The following is a 23021-nucleotide window of genomic DNA, read 5'->3' as shown; positions in this document are numbered from 1 at the left end:
CCTAGTGTGGCCTGCCGCTCGCACCTTCGAATTCAATGGAGCATTTCATGAACAGCAGAAACGCTGCTTCCTCCGTGCGCAGTCAGTCACTGCCACCAGGCCTTCATAAACGTAGTTGGCGTCGTTGGGTCACCGCCTTGGCCGCGACCCCGATGCTGGCGCTCGCACCCATGGCGCCACTGGCTAGTATTCCTGCCGCGGCAGATGAAACTTCTGTGACTCTGGCCGGTTCTTTTCAGTCGTTGTTGGGATGTTCCGCTGACTGGATGGCTGACTGTGAAGCTACCAGTCTGCAATCCACGGACCAGGAAGGGCAATACAGCCTGGAAGTGGAAGTTCCGGCGGGGAACTATGAATACAAAGTAGCGTTGAACAAAAGCTTTGACACGTCTTATGGACTCGACGGGGGCGAAGAGAACATTCCCCTAGCACTGAGCGCGGATAGCCGATTGCGCTTCACCTTTGATACGGCTACGGGGCTGACGCAGGTTGTACCACTGGACCTTCGCGGAGAATATTCCGATACTGACGCCGATTTGGTCTCTGCGCCGGTCAGGCAAGCCGGCTCTGGTGAGCAGTTTTATTTCGTCATGACAGACCGCTTTGCCAATGGGTCAACGGCTAACGACACCGGCGGTTTGGAAGGCGATCGGCTAACCACCGGGTTTGATCCGACGAACAAAGGATTCTTTCAAGGCGGTGACATCGCAGGCTTACGCTCCAAGCTTGACTACATTCAAGGCCTTGGCACCAGCGCTATCTGGCTCACACCCAGTTTTAAGAACATGCCGGTTCAGGGTAGTGGTGATGATGCCAGCGCCGGATACCACGGCTATTGGGTCACCGATTTCACTCAGATCGACCCACATCTAGGCACCAACGAAGAACTCTCCGAACTGATCGATGACGCCCACAAACGTGGCATCAAGGTGTATTTCGACATCATTGTGAACCACACCGCAGATCTCATCGATTATAAGGAAAAGAAGTATTCCTACGTTGAGCAATCTTCCGTTCCTTATAAGGATGCTCAGGGCCAAGCCTTTGACCCGGCGGACTACGCAGGCAGTGATACCTTCCCAGAGCTAGATGCTTCCAGTTCCTTCCCCTATACCCCGGTTGTTTCTGATCAAGTCAAGAAGGTTCCCGACTGGCTCAATGATCCAACGCTCTATCACAACCGCGGGGACTCAACATGGGAAGGCGAGTCGGTCACCTACGGCGATTTTCAAGGTCTTGATGACCTCATGACCGAAAATCCTAAGGTCGTCAACGGTTTCGCAGAGGTCTACAAAAACTGGGTGGACTTGGGAATTGATGGCTTCCGCATAGACACCGCAAAACATGTGAATTTCGAATTCTGGGAACAATGGACCAAACAAGTTCAGGACTACGCACGAGCCCAGGGTAAAGACGACTTCTTCATGTTTGGCGAAGTTTATGATGCCGATGCAAAAAAGCTATCGCCCTACGTGCGTAAGACGGAAATGAATTCCGTCCTTGATTTCACGTTCCAATCTGCGGCTGCCGGTTTCGCGGGAGGAAATTCAGCCAAAACGCTAAGCACGCTGTTCTCGGCGGATGACTACTACACCACGGCAAACACCTCAGCTGATGCCTTACCAACCTTCCTCGGCAATCACGATATGGGCCGCATTGGGTACTTCCTGAACAACAGCAATCAGAAACTCAAACGTGTTGAACTGGCCCATGAACTGATGTTCCTGACCCGTGGCCAGCCGGTGGTTTACTACGGTGACGAACAAGGATTTGCCGGCACCGGTGGAGACAAGGATTCTCGCCAATCACTGTTCGCTTCTCAAGTCTCGGACTATCAGAACCAAGAATTGATTACAGGAGAAAAGCTCGGAACCCAAGATCGTTATGACAGTGATTCTCCGCTGTATCAGCACATCGCGGCCCTCTCTAAACTTCGCGAATCAAACAAAGCGCTGAAGGGAGGGGCACAAGTAGAGCTATACGCCCAAGATTCCAAGGGAGTTTATGCTTTCTCGCGTGTGGACCGTGACGAGAAAACCGAATATTTGGTGGCCCTGAACAATTCGGAAGAATCCGCTGATGTCGAGTTGACGACTCTGACCTCCGACGCAAGTTACTCAGCGCTCTATGGTGCGGAAGACAAACTCAGCAGTGCTGCGGACGCTAAACTCAACGTGACGGTGCCAGCGCTATCTGCGGTGGTTTATAAAGCTGACAAAGACGTAGACAGTGCTGCCTTCACACCTGAGATTTCCGCTCCAAAATCTGGGGCAGGGCTCAGCGGCGTATCACCCGTATCCGTGGATCTAGGCGAACAGGCGTGGGCTGAGACAAGCATGTCGTGGCGTGAAGTAGGCACCGAGAAGTGGCACCTACTGGGCGTGGCAGAAGGCCACACCCCACGAGTCTTCCACGACGTTTCATCGCTACCACAAGGCACCTTGGTGGAATATCGTGCGGTGAGTACCAATGCCGCAGGTGAACACAGCGCCGCTTCCACTTATGCTTCCGTGGGCAACGATGTATCCGGGTTCGCGAAGGAAAAACCGGTTGAATCGGACATCTCCATGGTCACCGTGCCAGGAAGCCATAACACCGAAATGGGTTGTGTCACGGACTGGGATCCGGCCTGCGAGGCCGCCAAACTCACTGAACAGCCTGGCGGGGTCTACTCTGGTGAATTCGAAGTCCCGGCAGGGGACTATGAATACAAGGTAGCCATCAACGGATCATGGGATCTGAACTACGGCGTTGGTGGCGTTGCCGGTGGTGACAACCTCAAATATTCTCACGAAGGCGGGTCCGTCAAGTTCTTCTTCGATCCACGCAATAACATCGTACAAAGTGATCAACAAGGTCCCATGATCACCTTGCCAGGAAGTTTTCAAGATGAGTTGGGCTGTGCTTCCGACTGGGATCCAACCTGTTTGGCAACTTTGATGGCTGACCCAGATGCTGACGGTACCTACGAATTCACTACGGAGAAAATTCCGGCCGGCACCTACGAGTTTAAGGTGTCGCATAACTTCGGGTGGGAGGAAAATTATGGCGTTGACGGTGCTGCCGGAGGTGCTAACTACAGTCTCTCGGTGACCGAGGGGAAGCCGGTGAGCTTCAGGTATGACTCGAAGACTCACTTGCTGCAGATTGGTTCTGACACCCAAACGGTCGACGGCGTTGGTCAAATGAAAGCGCAGTGGATTTCTGCAGATACGATTGCTATTCCCCGTGATCTGGGTAGTGGCGAAAGCTATGCCCTCTACGTTGCCAAGGACGCCGGCTTGAAATTGGAGGGAAAAGAGATCTCCGGTGCGAAGCCACTTGAGCTCAAAGAAGTTATTGGCGGGTTGAGTGCAGAGCAACGTAAGAAGTTCCCGCATCTTGCTGACTACCGTGCTTTGCGTATTGACCTTAAACGCGAGGACGTAGCCTCTGCATTGCGCTCACAAATGGCCTTGGCACGATTCGACGGTGAAGGAGATTCCAAGAAACTCACCGCCTTCACCGGAGTCCAGAGTGCTGGTGTCATCGATGATCTCTATGCCAAGGCGCTTGAAGATGTAGAACTCGGCGTGAGTTTCACCGGGAAACGCCCTACTTTCAGGCTCTGGGCACCCACGGCCCAAAACGCAACACTGCTGATTACTGATAAGAAGGAGAAGACCACACGATACGCTGCTAGCTATTCGGAGGACAGCGGTGTGTGGACGGTGAAGGGCAAGCCTCAGATGGCTGAGGCGAAGTACCGGTGGGAAGTCCTAGTTTATGTCCCGGAAACCGGCAAGATTGAAACGAACATCGTGACGGATCCTTACTCGGTAGCACTCACGACTAATTCCACCCACTCGGTGGCTGTGAGCTTGGAAGATCCTCGCCACCAGCCAAAACAGTGGCGTAAGGCCAAAGCCAAAAACGTCGAAAAGGACGTGGACCGCAGCATCTATGAACTGCAGATCCGTGACTTCTCAATTTCAGATGCTTCGGTGCCCGAGAACCAGCGGGGCCGCTACGGAGCGTTTGGAGCCAACGGAGCCGGAAGCAAGCAGCTCAAACAGCTCTCCGAGGCTGGCCTGACTACCGTTCACCTGCTGCCAAGTTTTGATATCGCCACCATTGAGGAGGAACAGTCTCAACGTGTTGAGACGGACTGTGATTTGAAGTCGCTGCCGGCAGCCTCGAGCAAACAACAAGAGTGCGTTACCGCTCATGGTGATGAAGACGGATTCAACTGGGGCTATGATCCCTTCCATTTCATGGCTCCGGAAGGTTCATACGCAACGAACCCTGAAGGCGCTAATCGGGTGGAAGAATTCCGCTCAATGGTCGGTTCCTTGCACAGCATGGGGCTAGAAGTAGTGCTTGATCAGGTGTTCAACCACACGGCAGCCTCAGGTCAAGCCGATCGCAGTGTGCTCGATAAGATCGTGCCTGGTTACTACCACCGACTTGATGCCACCGGGAAAGTCGAAACTTCGACCTGCTGCCAGAACCTGGCTACGGAACACGCTGCGGCGCAGAAACTGATGGTTGATGCCGTGGTGGTGTGGGCCAAGGACTATAAGGTTGATGGATTCCGTTTTGACCTCATGGGCCACCACTCGCGAGAGACTATGGAAGCGGTACGCAGCGCATTAGATGAACTGAAACCGGGACGTGACGGAGTGGATGGCAAGTCCATTTACCTCTACGGTGAAGGATGGAACTTTGGGGAAGTGGCGGACAATGCTCGCTTCTATCAAGCGACTCAAGGGCAATTGAACGGTACCGGCATAGGGACCTTTAATGACCGACTGCGCGATGCCGTTCATGGTGGCAGTCCTGTTGATTCATCCTCAACATTCCGTCAGGGCTTTGGTACTGGCTTGGGCACGGATCCCAACGGCAATAAGGTCAATGGGAGCACCGAGGAAGCATTGAAAGACCTCGGCCACGAAACAGACCTGGTGAAGCTCGGCTTGGCTGGCAATCTGGAAGGGTTCGAGTTCCTCACTTCGGATGGCAGCGTGCACCGTGGTGATGAGTTGAATTACCGCGGAGCGAAAGCGGGCTATGCCTCGCAGCCGGGGGAAGTGATCAACTATGTTGACGCGCACGATAACGAAACGCTCTACGACCTCACTGTGCTCAAGTTGCCACGAGATACTTCCATGGAAGATCGAGTGCGAATGAATACCCTCTCGCAGGCAACCGTTATGTATTCACAAGCTGTTCCGTTCTGGCATGCCGGAACCGAGTTATTGCGTTCAAAGTCTTTGGACCGAAATTCCTATAACTCGGGGGACTGGTTTAACCGCATCGACTTCTCCGGCGTGGAGAACACTTTTGGCTCCGGGCTTCCACCCAAGGCGGACAACGGTGAGAAGTGGGATCTGATGGCTCCACTATTAGAAGACCCTGCGCTCAAGCCGGATGCAAAGGCCATGGCTGCTGCTGAAGGCGCTGCTCTGGACTTGCTGCGGACTCGTAAAGAGGTAGTTCTCTTGCGTTTGGGCTCAGCTGATCTCATCGAGCAAAAGGTGAGCTTCCCGCTGGGTGGGTCCGAAGCCGAACCAGGAATTATCGTGATGCGTATCGACGATACCGTGGGCAAGGATGCTGATCGTAAGCATGATGGGGCCTTGGTGCTCTTCAACGCCTCGCCGAAAGATAGCACGCAGACCCTTGAGGAATTAGTAGGTCACGATTATTCGCTCGCTAAGGCGCTCGCGGGTGGAAGTGATGACCGGGTGAAGTCGGCTTCGTTCGACAGTGCCACCGGTGAGCTGACTATTCCGGCGCGCACGGCGGCAGTCCTAGTGGAACCTCAGGGGTCGGCTAAGTAGTAGATCGGAGCATTCCTACTGGATCATCTGTCGGGATTATCCGCAGGAACATTGTTGGTTGACGATCTGATCTAGCCAGTGTGGCAACCGAGGTTTTCATTGCCAAAGCGTCCACGCTGACAGCGAACAACCCGTTCTCGTTTTCGCGAGAGCGGGTTGTTTCATTGTGCCTGTAGATCAGTTTTGAGGGTCTTTGCGACGACCAAGAATGACGTAGGAAAGGCTTCCCAGTACGTTGAGGCAACTGAGCACGGCCCACAGGGGTTTTGGCCCTCTTATCAGCTGAGCGGGGCGCCGACGAAGATCGTGCAACGCTGCAAACATCAAAGTCAGTTCGATAATTCCAGCGGCGACTGCAGCAATTTGAGTTCGGCGATCCAGCTCCCGGAAGGACCGTTTTTCGGTAGGTTGTGGCGCCGGGAGCGCAGGGTGGATTGTCCTTGAGTGCCTTGCGTGTCCTGTGTCTGAAAATTATTTTTCGGCATGGGAATCAATCTTGCACTTTGTTCGTTGAACAAGGCAGAACGCAAAGTTGAGTGTGATTGGCTCAAGTTAATTTGACAGTCGAAACGGGCTGAGTAAACTTGAGTGCAGAACGCTCAATGGGGTAAATCCTCAGCGTTAGTACTTTCAACCAAGGCAAAGGAGAGACATTATGTCGCGTGCCGTAGGCATTGACCTGGGAACCACCAACTCGGTCGTATCCGTGCTCGAAGGTGGTGAGCCAACCGTTATCGCAAACGCGGAAGGCAACCGCACTACCCCGTCCATCGTTGCTTTCTCGAAGAGCGGCGAAGTCCTGGTTGGCGATATCGCCAAGCGCCAGGCAGTAAACAACATTGACCGCACCATCGCTTCGGTCAAGCGCCACATGGGTACCGACTGGTCCATCGACATCGATGGCAAGAAGTACACCGCACAGGAAATCTCGGCTCGTACCCTGATGAAGCTGAAGAACGACGCTGAGTCGTACTTGGGCGAAAAGGTCACCGACGCTGTGATCACCGTTCCTGCTTACTTCAACGACGCTGAGCGCCAGGCTACCAAGGAAGCCGGCGAGATCGCTGGCCTGAACGTGCTGCGCATCGTCAACGAGCCAACCGCAGCTGCACTGGCTTACGGCCTGGAAAAGGGCAACGAAGACGAACTCATCTTGGTCTTCGACCTCGGCGGCGGTACTTTCGACGTTTCCCTGCTGGAAGTTGGCAAGGATGAAGACGGCTTCTCGACCATCCAGGTCCGTTCCACCGCAGGCGACAACCGCCTGGGCGGCGACGACTGGGATCAGCGCATCGTAGATTGGCTGCTGGCTCAGGCCAAGGCTAAGGGCGCAGACCTGTCCAAGGACAAGATTGCCCTGCAGCGCCTGAAGGAATCCGCTGAGCAGGCCAAGAAGGAACTGTCCTCGGCTACCAGCACCAACATCTCCCTGCAGTACCTTTCGGTGACGCCGGAAGGCCCAGTGCACCTGGACGAGCACCTCTCGCGTGCCAAGTTCCAGGACCTGACCAAGGACCTGCTGGAGCGCACCCGCAAGCCATTCAACGACGTTATTGCAGAAGCAGGCGTCAAGGTTGCCGACATCGCTCACGTGATCCTGGTTGGCGGTTCGACCCGTATGCCAGCCGTTGCTGAACTGGTCAAGGACCTGGCCGGCAAGGAAGCTAACAAGGGCGTGAACCCTGATGAGGTTGTAGCTGTTGGCGCAGCACTGCAGGCAGGTGTACTGAAGGGCGAGCGCAAGGACGTTCTGCTCATCGACGTCACCCCACTGTCCCTGGGTATTGAAACCAAGGGCGGCGTGATGACCAAGCTGATCGAGCGCAACACCGCGATCCCGACCAAGCGTTCGGAAACCTTCACCACCGCTGAAGACAACCAGCCTTCGGTTTCCATCCAGGTCTTCCAGGGCGAGCGCGAGTTCACCCGTGACAACAAGGCTCTGGGTACCTTCGAGCTGACCGGTATCGCACCGGCTCCTCGCGGCATCCCACAGGTCGAGGTCACCTTCGACATCGACGCCAACGGTATCGTGCACGTATCCGCTAAGGACAAGGGCACCGGCACCGAGCAGTCGATGACCATCACTGGTGGCTCCTCGCTGTCCAAGGAAGACATCGAGCGCATGGTTCAGGAAGCTGAAGCACACGCCGAAGAGGACAAGGCACGCCGCGAAGCTGCTGAGACCCGCAACGCTGCCGAGCAGGCAGCCTACTCGGTGGACAAGCTGATCAAGGACAACGAAGACAAGCTGCCAGAAGAGGTCAAGACCGAGGTTCAGGCCGACGTTGACGCACTGAAGGCTGCTCTTGAGAAGCAGGACAACGACGACGAGGTCAAGGACGCGTTCGAGAAGCTGCAGGCTTCGCAGACCAAGCTGGGCGAGGCAATCTACGCCAACACCCAGGCTGAGGGCGCTGCTGCACCTGAGGGCGAGCAGGCTCCAAATGCTGATGAAGATATCGTCGACGCCGAGGTAATCGACGAAGACGAAGCTGACAAGAAGTAGGGAGTTAGGGAATATGTCCGAGGCACAGGACCAGAACGAGAACTTCGACGAGCAGTCGGAGAACCAGCCAGAGGCAGCTAACGAGCAGCCAACCGCTGACGCCCTGGGTCAGGCCGAGGCGATCCTGAACGAAGCTGCTGCTGGCGCTGACGCCGAAGCAGAGCAGCCAGTAGAGGCCGGTGCGGTGGAAGCCGAACTGCGCAACGACTTGCTGCGTCTGCAGGCTGAATACGTCAACTACCGCAAGCGTGTGGAGCGCGACCGAGCTGTAGCGCGTGAAAACGCCGTGCAGTCCGTGCTCAACACACTGCTTCCGATTCTTGATGACATCGATGCAGCCCGAGCCCACGGTGACCTCACCGATGGCCCGTTCGCATCGATCGCCAACAAGCTTGACTCCGTGCTGGCTCAGCATGGCTTGGAGCGTATCAACGAGGCCGGCGTCGAATTCGACCCGAACGTCCACGAAGCGCTGCTTCGCCAGGCTGTTCCGGAGATTCCAGCTGACCACGTGGGACAGGTGCTTCGCACCGGTTACCGCAAGGGAACCACCATCCTGCGTGCGGCCCAGGTGCTGGTAGCAACCGGCGAATAGCCACGAATAATCAATTGAAACTGCCCACTGCCGATACTTCGTCAGTGGGCAGTTTCGAATTGGCATTGAAAGGATGGGGCCCTGATGGCAAGTCAGGACTGGATCGAAAAAGACTTTTACGCCATTCTGGGCGTCTCCAAGGACGCCAGTGAGGCGGACATCAAGAAGGCGTACCGCAAGCTTGCGCGCCAGTACCACCCCGACACCAATCAGGGTGATGCGGCCGCTGAAAAGAAATTCAAGGACATCTCGGAAGCCAACTCGGTGCTTTCGGATAAGGAAGAACGCGAGCAGTACGACGCAATCCGCGCCATGGGCGGCGGAGCTCGCTTCTCGGCCGGGGGACCAGGCGGTGCCCCGGGAGGACAGGCCGGTTTCGAGGACATCTTCTCCAACCTCTTCGGAGGCGGGGGGAGTGGCCCGCGGGGCCGCGGCGGACAGCCGGACTTCTCCGACCTGTTCGGCGGGGGCGGCGGCTTTGGCGGTGGCGGCTTCGGACAGAGCGCCCCACCGCGCAAGGGTGCTGACCGCACGGCCAGCACCACGATTTCCTTTGCCGGATCCATCAAGGGCACCACTATCGGCCTGCGCGAGCAGAACGGCGAAGTCATTGACGTGCGCATTCCTGCGGGTATCAAGGACGGCCAGTCGGTGCGCGTGCGCGGCAAGGGCCAGCCAGGGGCCGCCGGCAACGGTGACCTGCTGGTCAAGGTCAAAGTCACTGAGCACCCGTTCTTCAAGCGCGAAGAGAACAACATCCGCATCCACGTGCCGGTGACCTTCGACGAAGCGGTACTCGGAGCAAAGATCCATGTGCCGACCTTGGACGGGGAATCCGTCGCGGTGAAGGTGCCAGCCGGATCCAACTCCGGACGAACCTTGCGCTTGAAAGGCCGCGGAGTGACAACTTCCAAGGCCGCCGGCGATTTGCTGATCGTCTTGGACATCGCGATCCCGCAGAACCTGTCGGATGCTGCAAAGAAGGCCGTAGAGGAATTCGCCGCAGCCACCGAGGGCGAGGATCCACGAGTGGACTTGGCCGCCAAGGCCAAGCTCTAGGCTCAATAGGCTGTTTTCCCTGACCGGCCATCGAATTGGCTGGGCGGGGAAGATAGACTCACAAACAAAAGGGCCCGAACCCGGGCTCCTTGCAGAAAGGTGGTAGAAGCAACGTGAACGGGGAGTACCTGCGACCTGTCTTCGTCATTTCCGTCGCCGCCCAACTTGCAGACATGCATCCGCAGACGCTGCGCCAGTATGACCGCATCGGCTTGGTCTCGCCGAGCCGCCAAAGCGGGAAGCAACGCCGCTACTCGCAGCACGACGTATCGCTGTTGCGCCAGGTGCAGTCGCTGAGCAAGGAAGGCGTCTCGCTGGAAGGCATCAAGCGGATCCTGGATCTGCAGGACCAAGTTGCGTTCCTGCAATCCGAAGTCAATGGACTGCGCCAGGAACTCAGCGCAGTACGCCAGGGCCAATCGCGCATTTTCGCCGCCGGAACCTCTGGCGGAGACGTGGTTTCGCTGGCTCGGGGCATGAGGCCCGAACGCCGCGAGCAGCCTTACACGTTCTTCGCCGCCCGCCGGGCCATCGGACGCTAGATGCGGCCGTGGCGCGCTAGGCGCGCGTTCAACTGGGTGCGCACGGCAGGCCATTCGTGGGGGAGTATCGAGAAGAGCACGGTATCGCGCAAGGTGCCGGTGACCGGATCATATTTGTGATTGCGCAAGACGCCATCCTGCTTGGCACCCAACCGGGTAATTGCCGCCCGTGATGCGGCATTATGCCAATGCGTGCAGAACGCCACCGAATAGCACTCCAGCTGCTCGAAGGCTCGCTGCAGCAGCAGATATTTCGCTGCGGGATTGATCCCGGTGCCCTGGGCGGATATGGCCAGGAACGTTGATCCGATTTCCACGCGGTGATTGGCCGCGTCGATATTCAAAAACGTCGTGGCACCTACGGCCCTGCCGGTAGCCAGATCAATAATGGCAAAAGGCGCCATTTTACTGGCCTGCTGCAAAGCCAAACGGTGCTCAATATTTTCTGCCATTGCCTGGGCCGTAGGCGTGCTGGCAAACCACGCGTCATCCAACTGGCCCTGCTCGGCAAGGGCCACCAGATCTGGCGCATGCTCCAAAGAGAGCTGTTCCAAGCGGACCCCGGCATATTCCATCGTCGGGGCTTGGGCATGGGGAAGATTTTGCGCAGCAGAAAGGGCCATGGAATCCATTCTAGAATTCCATGGCCCTGACTAAGGTTTCATTACGGCGGTTAGCCGATGCGGGTGTAGGCCAAGTCGAAGACCAAGCGGCCGGCCTTCAAGGCCTTGCCCTCGAAGCTGGTGAGAATGCGGCGTTCGAAACGCGGCGCCCAGCCACCTTGCCCATCGACGAATTCCGGCTCCGGGTCGAAGCCTTCCATTCCATCGCGGCGGACCTTGGTCAGGTTGCTTTCTTCGCCGGCCAGATTCCCTGGATGCTGGTTTTCGAAGTCTGGGTGGGCATTGAGCACTTCACGCATCTGCTCTGCGTAGTTGGACCAGTCCGTGGCCAAACGCAGGGTTCCACCTGGCTTGAGCACGCGCGAGACCTTGTCCAAGAACGAAGCCTTGATCAGACGGCGCTTGTGGTGGCGCGGCTTGTGCCATGGGTCGGAGAAGAAGATCCAGATCTCGTCGGCGCTGTTTTCATCAAGCATGACGTCCAGAACTTCTGGAGCGTTGGCCTGAACGGCGCGGACGTTGCTGATGCCGAAGGATTCGACCTTCAGCATCAGCTGGGCCAGCCCCGGACGGTAGACCTCAACTGCCAGGTAGTTGCGCTCCGGATCATCCTTGGCGGCGTTGGCGATGCACTCGCCCAAACCGGTGCCGATCTCCACGATCAGCGGCGCGGTGCGGCCAAAGGCCTGGGCCGGATCGAGCTGGAAGTCATCAGCTACCGAGGTGTCGGCAATCTTGCGAGGAGGCTCGATGACGTACTGCTCGGCATTGCGCTCCCACGCGCTGGCGCGGCGGCCTTGCAGGCGGTTGCCGCGACGCACGAAGGACACCGGCTCGGCACGGAAAAGGTCTGGGTTCCTGGGGGCGGAGCCATGGGGTGGACGCTGCTGCTCGCTCGATTCGCTCATGATGATTAATCCTAGCCGAGCAACCTGCACCGATGCTTGCCGAACGGTGGGGGATTGGACACCCCTAGCGGGAATTCGGGGTGATCCCCGATGGAGCATGAGAGGCAAAAGAAGGAGAATGTAGCCATGACTGATTTAGTGCGCGGTATTCTCAACATTATTTGGCTGCTGTTCGGCGGCCTGTGGCTGGCCCTGGGTTACGTGCTGGCAGGCATCATTTGCTGCGTGCTGATCGTGACCATTCCCTTCGGCATCGCCTCGTTCCGCATTGCCGGTTATGCGCTGTGGCCCTTCGGCCGCACCGTAGTCGACAACGGACCGGTCGGCGCGTTCTCCACCCTGGGCAACATCATCTGGATCATTTTTGCCGGCATCTGGATTGCCATCGGGCATCTGCTGACCGCGATCCCGATGTTCGTATCGATTATCGGCATCCCGCTGGGCATCGCCAACCTGAAGATGATTCCGGTGTCCCTGATGCCCCTGGGCAAGGTCATCGTACCTTCGGATAATTTCATTGGCGACGTGCGCCGCTAAGCAGCACCAAAACAGCCATGGCTGCCAACTCCAATGAGTTGGCAGCCATGCCCTTTAAGCCTGAATCGGATCAGCTCTTCAGGTACTCATCGTGCTGGCGGTGCGCCTCGGCGACCTCGACGCGGATCTTTTCCACGTCCTTGGCCTTGTCGCGGTATTTCTTCTCCATGGTCTTCACATACGCTTCTTCTTCCACCAGGGCGCGGTAGATGCGTTCGCGTTCGTTTGGATCCGAGGTGTAGCTCAGGTCGTTGTAGCTGCTGGCATGGCGGCGAAGGTTGCTGATGGCGGTTTGGGCCTTGCCAGCCTTGCTGAACAGCGAAGCGAGAATGGTCAGCACGAGGACGCCGATGATCACGCTCAGCGACAGCCCGGTGCTGATTTCGATGACCATCACGTGCTCGCCGTCATTGATGAATGGCAGGTTGTTCTCGTGCAGCGCGTGCAGGATCAGCTTCACGCCGATGAACGCCAGGATCGCTGCTAAGCCATAGGACAGGTAGATCAAGCGGTCCAACAATCCATCAAGCAGGAAGTAGAGCTGGCGCAGGCCCATGAGCGAGAACGCGGTAGCGGTGAACACGATGTAGACGTTCTGGGTGAGTCCGAAGATCGCTGGGATGGAATCCAGGGCGAAGAGGATGTCGGTTCCGCCGATGGCCACCATGACCAGCAGCATCGGGGTCAGGACCTTCTTGCCGTCGATCATGGTGAACAGCTTGTCGCCGTCGTACTTGTCGGTGGTGTGGAACAGCTTCTTGGCCAAGCGGATGATGAAGTTGTTGGCCTCGTCGGATTCGTCGTCCTTCTTCAGCAGGTTGCCTGCGGTGAGCAGCAGGATCAGGCCGAACAGGTAGAAGACCCAGGCGAACTGGTTGATCAGCGCCGCGCCGACAAAGATGAACGCGGTGCGGGCGATCAGCGAGAAGACGATGCCGAAGAGCAGCACTTTCTGCTGGTCTTCGCGGGGGACCCTGAAACTGGCGATGATGATCAGGAAGACGAACAGGTTGTCGACGGACAGGGCCTTTTCGGTGATGTAGCCGGCGAAGTATTCGGCGCCCATGTCGATGCCGCCGAAGATGAGCACCAGCACACCGAATATGAGGGCCAAGCCGACATAGATGCTGGACCAGATCGCTGCTTCACGCAGGGATGGAACGTGGGCCTTGCGGATGTGGAAGAAATAATCGAAGGCCAGTAAGGCGAGAACCACGACAATCGTGATGCCCCAAATCATAGGGGAAGCTCCCATAGGGATTCCTGCTTTCGTAAGTTGCGCGCTGACGCGTCCGAGTAAGTCTCTTCACCGACACTGTGGTTGGCCGTAAAACCCGGCAGGTCCATGAAGTCCTGCGTATTGACGGATTCAACGATTGTGAATACTCCCTTACGATCGTTAACCCTAACCCGAAGCGGTGCTTCTGGAAAAATTCTGGTCTAAGGATGTCATGTTGATCTGTAATGTACTTCGTCTTTGCCCAGTTGGGTAGGCGTCATATGTAATTCGAAGGATGTGGTGGGCAAAGTGATCGACTGCATTCTTCGGCCCAGGTCTCGGGTCGCCTTGGAAATCCTCGCAGGACTCGGAGCGCTGGCAACAGCATGCGCGGTACCTGCCGATGATGCGTGGCCGGCTATTTCCGTGCGGACAGGATTTGCTCACGCAGGATATCGGCGTGCCCGCAATGCTGCGCCAATTCGCGCAGCATGTGCAGCTGGATCCAGCGCAGCGGCAACGACCCGCGCCGATTGCCGGAGAAAACGTGATCCCCGGTCTTGCCCTTGACCACTTCACGTGACAGTTCGATGGCCTGGGCATAGTCACGCCGAATGGATTCGATGGTGTCGGACGCGGACAAGTCGAAGGACTTGCTGGGCGACGACGCAATGCCCAGTTTGGCCCGGCTCTTGCCGGTGGCTGCTTCGCCAAACCAGACACGTTCGACGAAGATCGCATGTTTCACCAGCCCGAGCAACGTGGTCTTGGATTCAACCAGCTTCAACCGCGCTTCGTGTTCGTCCAGCCCGTCGAGGCTGGAAAGCAGCATCTGCCGGTGCTGATCGATGAATACCTGGACCATCTCATCGTGGGGCAGGGAAAAAATATCTTGGGAATCCGGGTTGGCCATGCCTCATCCTAAGACTGCAAATCGCGCTCCACAAGGGGTTTTGCCGCAGAGGCAAAGAGAAGAAAAAATATCTCGAGAATCTTGCTCTAGCTGGAATAGTAGGACTAGGAGTAGAGTTGAGTTAAGTACACTCAAGTTTATGGGTTCACTCCATTAGAGAAAGGATGCGCGTGGACACGAAACTCACCACTAAGAGCCAAGAAGCTCTCTCAGCTTCCGGGATGAACGCTTCAACCGCAGGCAATCCGCAGATTGAACCTGCGCACCTGCTGAAGGCATTGCTGGACCAGCGCGAGTCCGTCGCAGTCGCCCTGCTGAAGACTGCCGGGTTGGATGTCGACGCGCTATCCGTCAAGGCAAGCGCTGTCATCAACGCGTTGCCCTCCAGCTCTGGCACCTCGGTCGCCCAGGCGCAGTACTCCCGGCAACTGCTGCAGGTCGTAAGCAACGCGCAGGCCGCCGCCGCGGAAATGGGGGACACCTACGTCTCCACGGAGCATCTGCTCATCGCCCTGGCATCGGACCAGACCAACGCAGGTGAAGCCCTGCGCGAGTTCGGCGCCACCCGTGAACTGCTGGTGGGTACCTTGCCGACCATCCGCGGCGACCGCAAGGTCGATAATCCGGATCCCGAGGCCACCTTCCAGTCCCTGGAGAAGTTCGGCACCGATATGACCGCCCTGGCGCGCTCGGGCAAACTGGATCCTGTCATCGGCCGCGACCGCGAGATCCGGCGCGTGGTGCAGGTGCTCTCCCGCCGCACCAAGAACAATCCAGTGCTGATCGGTGAACCCGGCGTGGGCAAGACCGCTGTCGTGGAAGGGCTGGCCCAGCGCATGATCGCTGGCGACGTCCCGGAGTCGCTGCGCGGCAAGACCTTGATCTCCTTGGATCTGGGTGCCATGGTCGCCGGTGCCAAGTACCGCGGCGAATTCGAAGAGCGGCTGAAGTCGGTGCTGGAAGAGATCAAGGCCTCGGATGGCCAGATTGTCACCTTCATTGACGAGATCCACACCGTGGTCGGTGCTGGCGCCTCCGAGGGTGCGATGGACGCCGGCAATATGCTCAAGCCGATGCTCGCCCGTGGCGAGCTGCGCCTGATCGGTGCCACCACACTGGACGAGTACCGCGAGAACATCGAGAAGGACCCGGCCCTGGAACGCCGCTTCGCCCAGGTATACGTGGGCGAGCCGAGCGTGGACGACACCATCGCCATCCTGCGTGGGTTGAAGGAGCGCTACGAGGCGCACCACAAGGTCTCCATCGCCGACTCCGCACTGGTGGCTGCTTCCACGCTGTCCAACCGCTACATCTCCGGACGCCAGTTGCCGGACAAGGCCATCGACCTGGTCGATGAGGCCGCCAGCCGGCTGCGCATGGAGATCGATTCGGCGCCGGAGGAGATCGACGAGCTGCGCCGCGAGGTGGACCGATTGACCATGGAAGAACTGGCTCTGTCCGATGAGACGGATCCAGCTTCGGTGGAACGCCTGGATGCCCTGCGCAAGGACATGGCTGACAAGAAGGAAAAGCTGGATGCGCTGAATTCCCAGTGGGAAGCGGAGAAGGCTGGCCTGAATCGCGTCGGCGATCTGAAGGTCAAGCTCGATGAACTGCGCAGCCAGGCCGACAAGGCCCAGCGCGAGGGGGATCTGGAGAAGGCATCGCGTCTGCTCTACGGGGAGATTCCGACGCTGCAACAGGAACTGGATGCGGCGGCCGCCGCCGAAGCCGACAAGGCCGAGACGCACACCATGGTCGCCGAGGAAGTCACCGCGGATGACATTGCGGAAGTCATCTCGGCCTGGACTGGCATCCCGGCTGGTCGCATGCTGCAGGGCGAAAGCCAGAAGCTGCTGGAGATGGAAGAGATCATCGGGCAGCGCCTGATGGGCCAGAAGCAGGCCGTCGCCGCGGTCTCCGATGCTGTGCGCCGTACCCGTGCCGGAATTGCCGACCCGAACCGGCCCACCGGTTCCTTCCTGTTCCTCGGTCCAACCGGTGTCGGCAAAACCGAGCTGGCCAAGTCGCTGGCGGACTTCCTCTTCGATGATCCGCGCGCGATGGTGCGCATCGACATGTCCGAATACTCGGAGAAGCATGCGGTGTCCCGCCTGGTCGGTGCCCCTCCGGGCTACGTGGGATACGAAGAGGGAGGACAGCTCACCGAAGCTGTACGCCGCCGCCCGTACTCGGTGATCCTGCTGGACGAGGTGGAGAAGGCGCACCCCGAAGTCTTCGACATCCTGCTGCAGGTACTCGATGACGGCCGGCTGACCGATGGCCAAGGGCGAACGGTGGACTTCAGGAACACCATCCTGATCCTCACCTCCAACCTGGGTTCCCAGTTCCTGGTGGATCCAAGCCTGGAAGACGACGCCAAGAAGTCAGCGGTGATGAACGTGGTCAACGCATCGTTCAAGCCGGAATTCTTGAACCGCCTGGATGAGGTCATCCTCTTCGACCCGCTGAGCATCGAGGAGCTGGGCAGCATCGTCAAGCTGCAGATCGACCTGCTCGCGCAACGCCTGGCCGATCGCCGCCTGAACCTGGAAGTGGACCAGGCCGCCAGCGAGTGGCTGGCCCTGACCGGTTATGATCCGGCCTACGGTGCTCGTCCACTGCGCCGATTGGTGCAGCGCGAGATCGGCGACCGGCTGGCCAAGGAGATCTTGGCTGGAGCGGTGCAGGATGGCGACACCGTTGCCGTCACCCTGGACGAAGCCGGCGACCAGCTCAAGGTGGCCAAGAAGTCCTAGGCAACTGGCAACGGCGAGGGCGTGAACAGATGGAAATCCGTTCACGCCCTCGCCATTACTGCGCTAAAGCTGCTTAGCTGTCGGTGGTCTCTTCGCCATCGGACTTGTCGTCTGCCGGCTTTTCGTCCTCGGACTTCTTCTCTTCGGAGCTCCCCGATTCTTCATCGGTGGCGCCCTCGGGCAGCAAGGAGTTGCGGACGTTGCCCTCCGACAGGCTCAGGAAGCAGGAAACGGTGCGGTCGCCCTGGGCCCAGGTGCTCTCCGATGGGCGGGAGAAGTGGTAGGTCCAGGTGGAGTCCAACCCTGCACGCGGGTCCAGCGAGACCGACTTGCACAGGTCTTCGGACTGGGTGAGCAGCACGTTGGCACCGGGGTACTCCTCGCCATTGACCTGGAAGATGCCGATCACCTGCGCATTGTGGGAGGAATCACAGGTCACGACGGTCTGCGGATCCAGTGGCGACGTGAATCCCCGCAGGCAATCGCCTTGCTCCAGCTGCGTAGGCGGCATCCCGGTGACAATGATGCCGTCGAGGCCTGGATTCTCATTGCGTTCCACATTGTTCGCAGTTGGCGAAGCAGGTGGATCCACGAGCCTTAACACCACGAAAACCACTGCAGCGGCCAGCGCCAGAACGGCGACAATCATCAGGGCCCATTGGGCACTCTGCCGCTTCGGCTTCTCCGGTTCTGGCTGCAATGGCGGCAAAGCCGCCTGCGGCTCGGGCAGATTGTTTTCCACCACCAGTTGAGCTCCTTCGTGGTTGGGGCAGGCGATCGCTCGCCGGCTCAATACATAGTCGTTGGACTAATCCACAGTCTAGCTGTTTCGTTGGGTGTTGCATTCAGCGCTCGCCGGTGAATCGTGTTAACCTTTAATTACGAAAGAACTGATCACATATTCGGGGGCCTTCACTTCTTACCGGTGGACCACCTCCCGACTCTACTGAAAAGAGGGGGTCACGCCATGGGGCGCGGCCGTCAAAAGGCTAAAGCACAGCGTCAGGCGCGAGATATCAAGTACTACTCGCCATCCACTGACCTTTCGGCACTTGAACGCGAGTTGGGCGTTCGGTCCGATCATCATGCTCAGAATTCTGAGCGTAATGATTCATCGTATGACGACGAATACTCGGAATACGACGAGCTGACTAAGAAGTACTCGGGAGATGACGAAGACGAGTAGCCTCGTCTTCTGATGCCGGGAGTCCTTGGCTCAGAGTGCCACACCTTAAGCATTGAGTGGTACAGCTCTTCAGTACATTTTGCGACAAGCCGCAGAGACTAAGCTAAATTAGCTTTTAGTCGCTGCGGCCTTTGTCGTGCCCAGCAATTCTAAGGTGGAACGTGAGCACTCCAGAAGAACTGTCGATCCAGATGGCGCATCATTCGGCGATCCGCTCCATGAAGCGCATTGTGGAGCAGCAAGCGGCGCCCTCGCCGGAAAACGAGGCCCGGGACGGAGTCCAGCGGATGCTGAATGCCGGGAATGTGCTCGTGGTGACTGGCGCCGGCGTATCCACGGATTCGGGAATCCCGGATTACCGCGGCCCCAATGGTTCATTGCAACGCCACCGGCCAATGACCTATCAGGAATTCCGTTTCCGCCCCGAAGCCCGTCAGCGCTACTGGGCCCGCGGCTACGTCGGCTGGCGGCATATGGACAAAGCAGAGCCCAACCGCATCCACCGGCGCCTGGTGCAGTGGGAAGAACAGGGGAAAATCAGCGGCATCATCACCCAGAACGTGGACGGGTTGCATCAGCAGGCAGGATCCAAGCGCGTGATTCCGGTGCATGGCGACCTGTCGATTGTCCGCTGCCTGGACTGCGGGAACAGTGAGAACCGCATTGACTTCGATCTGCGTCTCCAAGCAGCCAATGAGGGATATCCGGAAGCCGTGGAGATCGATCCCAGCGCGGTGAACCCCGACGGCGATGTGGAGCTGCCCCAGTACCTGGTCGACCGGTTCAACATGGCGGCCTGCTTGCGCTGCGGATCGCTCGCGCTGAAACCTGACGTGGTGTACTTCGGCGAGAGCGTTCCAGCCGAACGCAAGGAGCGTATCGCGGCACTGGAAGCAGAATCCACGGCGCTGCTGGTGATGGGCTCCTCGCTTGCGGTCATGAGCGGCTACAAGATCCTGTTGAACTTCGTCAAGCGGGATTTGCCGGTGGCGCTGATAACCAATGGCCACGTCCGCGGCGAGCAGAAGGCCACTTGGCGCTGGCGGGTGCCGTTGGAAGACGCGCTGGAGCAATTGGACTAGCGGCGAATATTTCGCTCCGCAAGGCCATGGTGGTTAAAACCCGATGCGCCGCACTGGAATCAATGCGGCGCATCGGGTTTATAGGAGCTTTCGGTGGCCTACTTGGCGTAGTTGCCGGTCAGCAGCACTGCGCCGCCGTCCACGCCCTTGGCACCCTGGACAAAGTCCAGTCCGGCATCGGCAGCCGACGGATCGATGTTCTCGACTCCGCCCATGACCCACGCGCCCATGCCCGCAGCGTTCAGCAGCTCGACTGCACGATCAGCGACGGCTGGGTCAACGACAGCAACCATGCCCACGCCCAGGTTCAGGGTGCGCTCCAGATCAGGCTGCGGCACGTTGCCCAGCTGCGCGACGGTGGAGAAGACTGCTGGCAGCGCCCATGTGGAGCGGTCCACGCGGGCCATCAGGCCGCGGGGCAGCACACGCGCGAGGTTGGCAGCCAGGCCGCCGCCGGTGACGTGGCTGAAGCCGTGCACGCCGAAGTTCTCCCCGTTGTTCAGTGCGCCGACCAGGTCCAGGCAGGCGGTGGTGTAGATGCGGGTCGGAACCAGCAGCTCCTCGCCAAGGGTCTTGCCGAATTCGTCGACCTGGCGGTCCAGTTCCCACTTGGCGTGGGCGATGACGCGGCGCACCAGCGAGTAGCCGTTGGAGTGGATGCCGGAGGAGGCCATGCCGATGACCACGTCGCCGGCTTTTACGCGCTCCGGGCCGAGCAGCTGGTCGGCCTCGATGACGCCGGTGGCGGCACCCGCTACGTCGTACTCGTCCTCAGCCAGCAGGCCCGGGTGCTCGGCGGTCTCGCCACCAACCAGCGCGGTGCCCGCCAGCTTGCAGCCCTCGGCGATGCCGCGCACGATGTCGGCAATGCGCTCCGGGACGACCTTGCCGGTGGCGATGTAGTCGGTCATGAACAGCGGCTTGGCGCCCACCACGACGATGTCATCGACCACCATGCCGACCAGGTCCTGGCCGATGGTGTCGTGGATGTCCAGCTTCTGGGCGATGGCGACCTTGGTGCCCACGCCGTCGGTGGAAGTGGCCAGGTACGGCTTCTTGTAGCCGGTGAGGAACGATACGTCGAAGAGCCCGGCGAAGCCGCCGACCCCGCCCACGACGCCGGAGGTGTGGGTTGCCTTGATCGCGCCCTTCATCAACTCAACGGCACGGTCACCGGCCTCAACGTCAACGCCGGCACCGGCATAGGTGATGGAAGTTGGCTGCTGATCATTGCCGCTCATGGCAGTCGGTTCCTTTTCTGTTCGGGGCGCCGCGGATGCGGCGCCCTTTGCAACGGGATGGTTGGGGATCGTGAAGGGACTAGCTGTTGATTTCGAACTCGGCATCAGGGCCCGGCTCGCAGCCGGCCTGGTTGCTGCGCTCCAGCAGGTTCTTGCCGCGGCGCTCCTCGTTGGCCAAGGCGATCGGATAGTCGCCGGTGAAGCATGCGGTGCACAACCGTTCGCGCGGCTGGCGGGTGGCCTCGATCATGCCGTCTTCGGAAATGTACGCCAGCGAGTCGGCGCCGATGGAGGTAGCGATCTCGTCCACGGCCGCGCCGTTGGCGATCAGCTCGGCACGCGACGCGAAGTCGATGCCGTAGAAGCAGGGCCACTTCACTGGAGGCGAGGAGATCTTCACATGCACCTCGGCGGCACCGGCCTCGCGCAGCATGCGCACCACCGCGCGCTGGGTGTTGCCGCGGACAATCGAATCGTCCACCACGACCACGCGCTTGCCGCGCAGCACGGTCTCCAGGGCGTTGAGCTTGAGCTTGATGCCCAGCTGGCGCAGGGTCTGGCTCGGCTGGATGAAGGTGCGGCCCACATAGGCGTTCTTCACGAAGCCGTGGGTGAACGGGATGCCGGATTCCTCGGCGTAGCCGATGGCGGCCGGGGTGCCGGACTCCGGGACCGGGATCACGATGTCCGCCTCGGCGCTGTTCTCGCGGGCCAGCTGGCGGCCCATCTCCACGCGGGACTCGTACACCGAGCGGCCGGCAATGGCGGCATCTGGACGCGCCAGGTAGACGTACTCGAAGACGCAGCCCTTGGGGGTGGATTCGGCAAAGCGGGTGGAACGCACGCCGTTCTCATCGATGGCGATCATTTCGCCTGGCTCGATTTCGCGGATGAACGAGGCACCGACGGTAGCCAGGGCCGGCTGCTCGGAGGCAACCACCCAGCCGCGGTCCAAGCGGCCCAGGACCAGCGGGCGCACGCCATGCGGGTCGCGGGCGGCGTACAGGGTGTCCTCGTTCATGAAGACGAAGCAGAAAGCGCCTTCGATCTTCGGCAGCAGCTCCAGCGCGGTTTCTTCCAGCGACTGGCCTTCGGAGCCGGCCAGCAAGGCGGTGACTAGTGCGGTGTCGGTGGTGTTGCCCTGGGCGAGTTCGCCGCGGACCTTGCCGCCTTCGGCCTGCTGTTTGGCGGAGACCATATCGGCCAGGTCGGCGGAGTTGGTCAAATTGCCGTTGTGGGCCAGCGCGACGGTGCCGGTCTGGGTCGGGCCCAGGGTCGGCTGCGCATTGGCCCAGTGGCTGGCACCGGTGGTCGAATAGCGGCAGTGGCCAATGGCCAGCTGGCCGGTCATGGAGTTCAGCGTATTCTCGTCGAATACCTGGGAGACCAGGCCCATGTCCTTGTAGACATTGATGCGCGCGCCATCGCTCGTGGCGATGCCGGCGGATTCCTGTCCGCGGTGCTGCAGGGCATACAGGCCGTAATAGGTGAGTTTTGCGACCTCTTCGCCAGGAGCCCAAACGCCGAAAACGCCGCATTCATCCTGCGGGCCCTTGTCGCTTGGAAGCAGGTCGTGATTTAAGAATCCATCGCCACGCGCCATGTTGGTTATTCTCTCATGTTCCGGTTGGTCGACACCGACCAAGAATGTGGTGGGTGGCGGCCAGGTGCGCGGCCGCCTGCTCTTCTAACTCAGGAGAAAAGCTGCCTAGCCTTGCTGTCCGCTGGAGTCAGTGTCCTCGGCCAGAGGAACTGCCAGATGCTTGGTGGTTTTGCGTGAGGTCACGCGGTCAACAATCACGTATGCCAGTGCGCCGATGCCTACGCCCAAGCCTGCGCCGAAGATTGCAAAGAATCCAGAGGCCGAGGCACGGGTGTATTCCTGCGACGGTTCGCCAAGCAGGCCAATGATGAGGCCGACTAGCGCACCGAAGACCGCGAAGGTCAAAATGAACGGCCAAAACTTGGGCGATGAGTGAATTTGCACTTCAACGCCCTGATCGGCAGGCGACGGTGTAGCGGGGTG

At 59.2% G+C, this 23021-nt stretch carries 17 protein-coding genes; 9 read left to right on the top strand and 8 right to left on the bottom strand.

Annotation, left to right across the window (positions count from 1 at the left end; all coding sequences use genetic code 11):
* The first annotated feature begins 47 nt into the window (after positions 1 to 47).
* The 5 genes from pulA to ACLQ8T_RS12560 all read left to right on the top strand — a co-directional run bounded on the left by pulA (position 48) and on the right by ACLQ8T_RS12560 (position 10527).
* Positions 48 to 5822 carry a pullulanase-type alpha-1,6-glucosidase gene (pulA, locus tag ACLQ8T_RS12580; RefSeq protein ID WP_413454808.1) on the top strand — a complete coding sequence of 1925 codons (5775 nt, stop codon included), beginning with the start codon at positions 48 to 50 and terminating at the stop codon, positions 5820 to 5822.
* Between the two features lie 655 nt (positions 5823 to 6477).
* A complete protein-coding gene (dnaK, locus tag ACLQ8T_RS12575) occupies positions 6478 to 8331 on the top strand; it encodes a molecular chaperone DnaK (RefSeq protein ID WP_413454807.1) in 1854 nt (617 codons plus the stop codon).
* A 13-nt stretch (positions 8332 to 8344) separates the two neighbouring features.
* On the top strand, positions 8345 to 8926 hold the full coding sequence (locus ACLQ8T_RS12570) for a nucleotide exchange factor GrpE (protein ID WP_413454806.1): 582 nt from the start codon (positions 8345 to 8347) through the stop codon (positions 8924 to 8926).
* Positions 8927 to 9010: 84 nt separating this feature from the next.
* Positions 9011 to 9985: a DnaJ C-terminal domain-containing protein gene (locus ACLQ8T_RS12565; RefSeq protein ID WP_413454805.1), complete on the top strand. Its 975-nt coding sequence runs from the start codon at positions 9011 to 9013 to the stop codon at positions 9983 to 9985.
* Between the two features lie 113 nt (positions 9986 to 10098).
* Entirely contained in the window at positions 10099 to 10527 is a 429-nt protein-coding gene (locus ACLQ8T_RS12560; RefSeq protein ID WP_204722746.1) for a heat shock protein transcriptional repressor HspR, read from the top strand.
* Here ACLQ8T_RS12560 and ACLQ8T_RS12555 read toward each other — a convergent pair.
* Positions 10524 to 11150 (bottom strand): GNAT family N-acetyltransferase, encoded by a 627-nt coding sequence (locus ACLQ8T_RS12555; RefSeq protein WP_204723309.1) that lies wholly within the window; start codon positions 11148 to 11150, stop codon positions 10524 to 10526. The two genes, ACLQ8T_RS12560 and ACLQ8T_RS12555, sit on opposite strands and share 4 nt — an antisense overlap.
* Positions 11151 to 11200: 50 nt before the next feature.
* Positions 11201 to 12058 carry a tRNA (guanosine(46)-N7)-methyltransferase TrmB gene (gene trmB, locus ACLQ8T_RS12550; RefSeq protein WP_204722745.1) on the bottom strand — a complete coding sequence of 286 codons (858 nt, stop codon included), beginning with the start codon at positions 12056 to 12058 and terminating at the stop codon, positions 11201 to 11203.
* 126 nt (positions 12059 to 12184) lie between these two features.
* Here trmB and ACLQ8T_RS12545 point away from each other — a divergent pair, with 126 nt between their 5' ends.
* On the top strand, positions 12185 to 12595 hold the full coding sequence (locus tag ACLQ8T_RS12545) for a YccF domain-containing protein (protein ID WP_239543382.1): 411 nt from the start codon (positions 12185 to 12187) through the stop codon (positions 12593 to 12595).
* 70 nt (positions 12596 to 12665) lie between these two features.
* Here the strand turns inward: ACLQ8T_RS12545 and ACLQ8T_RS12540 are convergent, their stop codons facing one another.
* Positions 12666 to 13850 (bottom strand): TerC family protein, encoded by a 1185-nt coding sequence (locus ACLQ8T_RS12540; protein WP_204722744.1) that lies wholly within the window; start codon positions 13848 to 13850, stop codon positions 12666 to 12668.
* Positions 13851 to 14232: 382 nt separating this feature from the next.
* Entirely contained in the window at positions 14233 to 14727 is a 495-nt protein-coding gene (locus tag ACLQ8T_RS12535; RefSeq protein WP_204722743.1) for a DinB family protein, read from the bottom strand.
* A gap of 170 nt (positions 14728 to 14897) precedes the next feature.
* Here ACLQ8T_RS12535 and clpB point away from each other — a divergent pair, with 170 nt between their 5' ends.
* Positions 14898 to 17486 (top strand): ATP-dependent chaperone ClpB, encoded by a 2589-nt coding sequence (gene clpB, locus ACLQ8T_RS12530; RefSeq protein ID WP_204722742.1) that lies wholly within the window; start codon positions 14898 to 14900, stop codon positions 17484 to 17486.
* 73 nt (positions 17487 to 17559) lie between these two features.
* Here the strand turns inward: clpB and ACLQ8T_RS12525 are convergent, their stop codons facing one another.
* On the bottom strand, positions 17560 to 18231 hold the full coding sequence (locus tag ACLQ8T_RS12525) for a septum formation family protein (protein ID WP_413454804.1): 672 nt from the start codon (positions 18229 to 18231) through the stop codon (positions 17560 to 17562).
* 222 nt (positions 18232 to 18453) lie between these two features.
* Between ACLQ8T_RS12525 and ACLQ8T_RS12520 the strand changes: the two genes are divergently transcribed.
* The gene (locus tag ACLQ8T_RS12520) at positions 18454 to 18672 is read left to right on the top strand and encodes a DUF3073 domain-containing protein (RefSeq protein ID WP_038991764.1); all 219 of its coding nucleotides are present in this window, start codon (positions 18454 to 18456) and stop codon (positions 18670 to 18672) included.
* A 191-nt stretch (positions 18673 to 18863) separates the two neighbouring features.
* A complete protein-coding gene (locus ACLQ8T_RS12515; RefSeq protein ID WP_413456410.1) occupies positions 18864 to 19754 on the top strand; it encodes a Sir2 family NAD-dependent protein deacetylase in 891 nt (296 codons plus the stop codon).
* Between the two features lie 98 nt (positions 19755 to 19852).
* On the opposite strand, the gene purM is transcribed toward ACLQ8T_RS12515, so the two are convergent.
* From purM to ACLQ8T_RS12500, 3 genes are all read right to left on the bottom strand, one after another.
* Positions 19853 to 20995 (bottom strand): phosphoribosylformylglycinamidine cyclo-ligase, encoded by a 1143-nt coding sequence (purM, locus tag ACLQ8T_RS12510; protein ID WP_204722739.1) that lies wholly within the window; start codon positions 20993 to 20995, stop codon positions 19853 to 19855.
* A gap of 79 nt (positions 20996 to 21074) precedes the next feature.
* A complete protein-coding gene (gene purF / locus ACLQ8T_RS12505) occupies positions 21075 to 22598 on the bottom strand; it encodes an amidophosphoribosyltransferase (protein ID WP_413454803.1) in 1524 nt (507 codons plus the stop codon).
* 105 nt (positions 22599 to 22703) lie between these two features.
* Positions 22704 to 22982 carry a hypothetical protein gene (locus tag ACLQ8T_RS12500; protein ID WP_413454802.1) on the bottom strand — a complete coding sequence of 93 codons (279 nt, stop codon included), beginning with the start codon at positions 22980 to 22982 and terminating at the stop codon, positions 22704 to 22706.
* Positions 22983 to 23021 lie beyond the last annotated feature (39 nt).

The sequence above is a fragment of the Glutamicibacter sp. FR1 genome (assembly GCF_047300825.1).
Classification (GTDB): domain Bacteria; phylum Actinomycetota; class Actinomycetes; order Actinomycetales; family Micrococcaceae; genus Glutamicibacter; species Glutamicibacter nicotianae.
Note: the sequence above shows the minus strand (reverse complement) of the source record. Positions and strands in the feature narration are given on the sequence as shown.

Bases quoted from the DNA above. Each gene is read 5' to 3' on its own strand.
- pulA (WP_413454808.1), top strand. From the start codon at position 48: ATGAACAGCAGAAACGCTGCTTCCTCCGTGCGCAGTCAGTCACTGCCA.
- dnaK (WP_413454807.1), top strand. From the start codon at position 6,478: ATGTCGCGTGCCGTAGGCATTGACCTGGGAACCACCAACTCGGTCGTA.
- ACLQ8T_RS12570 (WP_413454806.1), top strand. From the start codon at position 8,345: ATGTCCGAGGCACAGGACCAGAACGAGAACTTCGACGAGCAGTCGGAG.
- ACLQ8T_RS12565 (WP_413454805.1), top strand. From the start codon at position 9,011: ATGGCAAGTCAGGACTGGATCGAAAAAGACTTTTACGCCATTCTGGGC.
- ACLQ8T_RS12555 (WP_204723309.1), bottom strand. From the start codon at position 11,150: ATGGCCCTTTCTGCTGCGCAAAATCTTCCCCATGCCCAAGCCCCGACG.
- trmB (WP_204722745.1), bottom strand. From the start codon at position 12,058: ATGAGCGAATCGAGCGAGCAGCAGCGTCCACCCCATGGCTCCGCCCCC.
- ACLQ8T_RS12545 (WP_239543382.1), top strand. From the start codon at position 12,185: ATGACTGATTTAGTGCGCGGTATTCTCAACATTATTTGGCTGCTGTTC.
- ACLQ8T_RS12540 (WP_204722744.1), bottom strand. From the start codon at position 13,850: ATGGGAGCTTCCCCTATGATTTGGGGCATCACGATTGTCGTGGTTCTC.
- ACLQ8T_RS12535 (WP_204722743.1), bottom strand. From the start codon at position 14,727: ATGGCCAACCCGGATTCCCAAGATATTTTTTCCCTGCCCCACGATGAG.
- ACLQ8T_RS12520 (WP_038991764.1), top strand. From the start codon at position 18,454: ATGGGGCGCGGCCGTCAAAAGGCTAAAGCACAGCGTCAGGCGCGAGAT.
- ACLQ8T_RS12515 (WP_413456410.1), top strand. From the start codon at position 18,864: ATGGCGCATCATTCGGCGATCCGCTCCATGAAGCGCATTGTGGAGCAG.
- purM (WP_204722739.1), bottom strand. From the start codon at position 20,995: ATGAGCGGCAATGATCAGCAGCCAACTTCCATCACCTATGCCGGTGCC.
- purF (WP_413454803.1), bottom strand. From the start codon at position 22,598: ATGGCGCGTGGCGATGGATTCTTAAATCACGACCTGCTTCCAAGCGAC.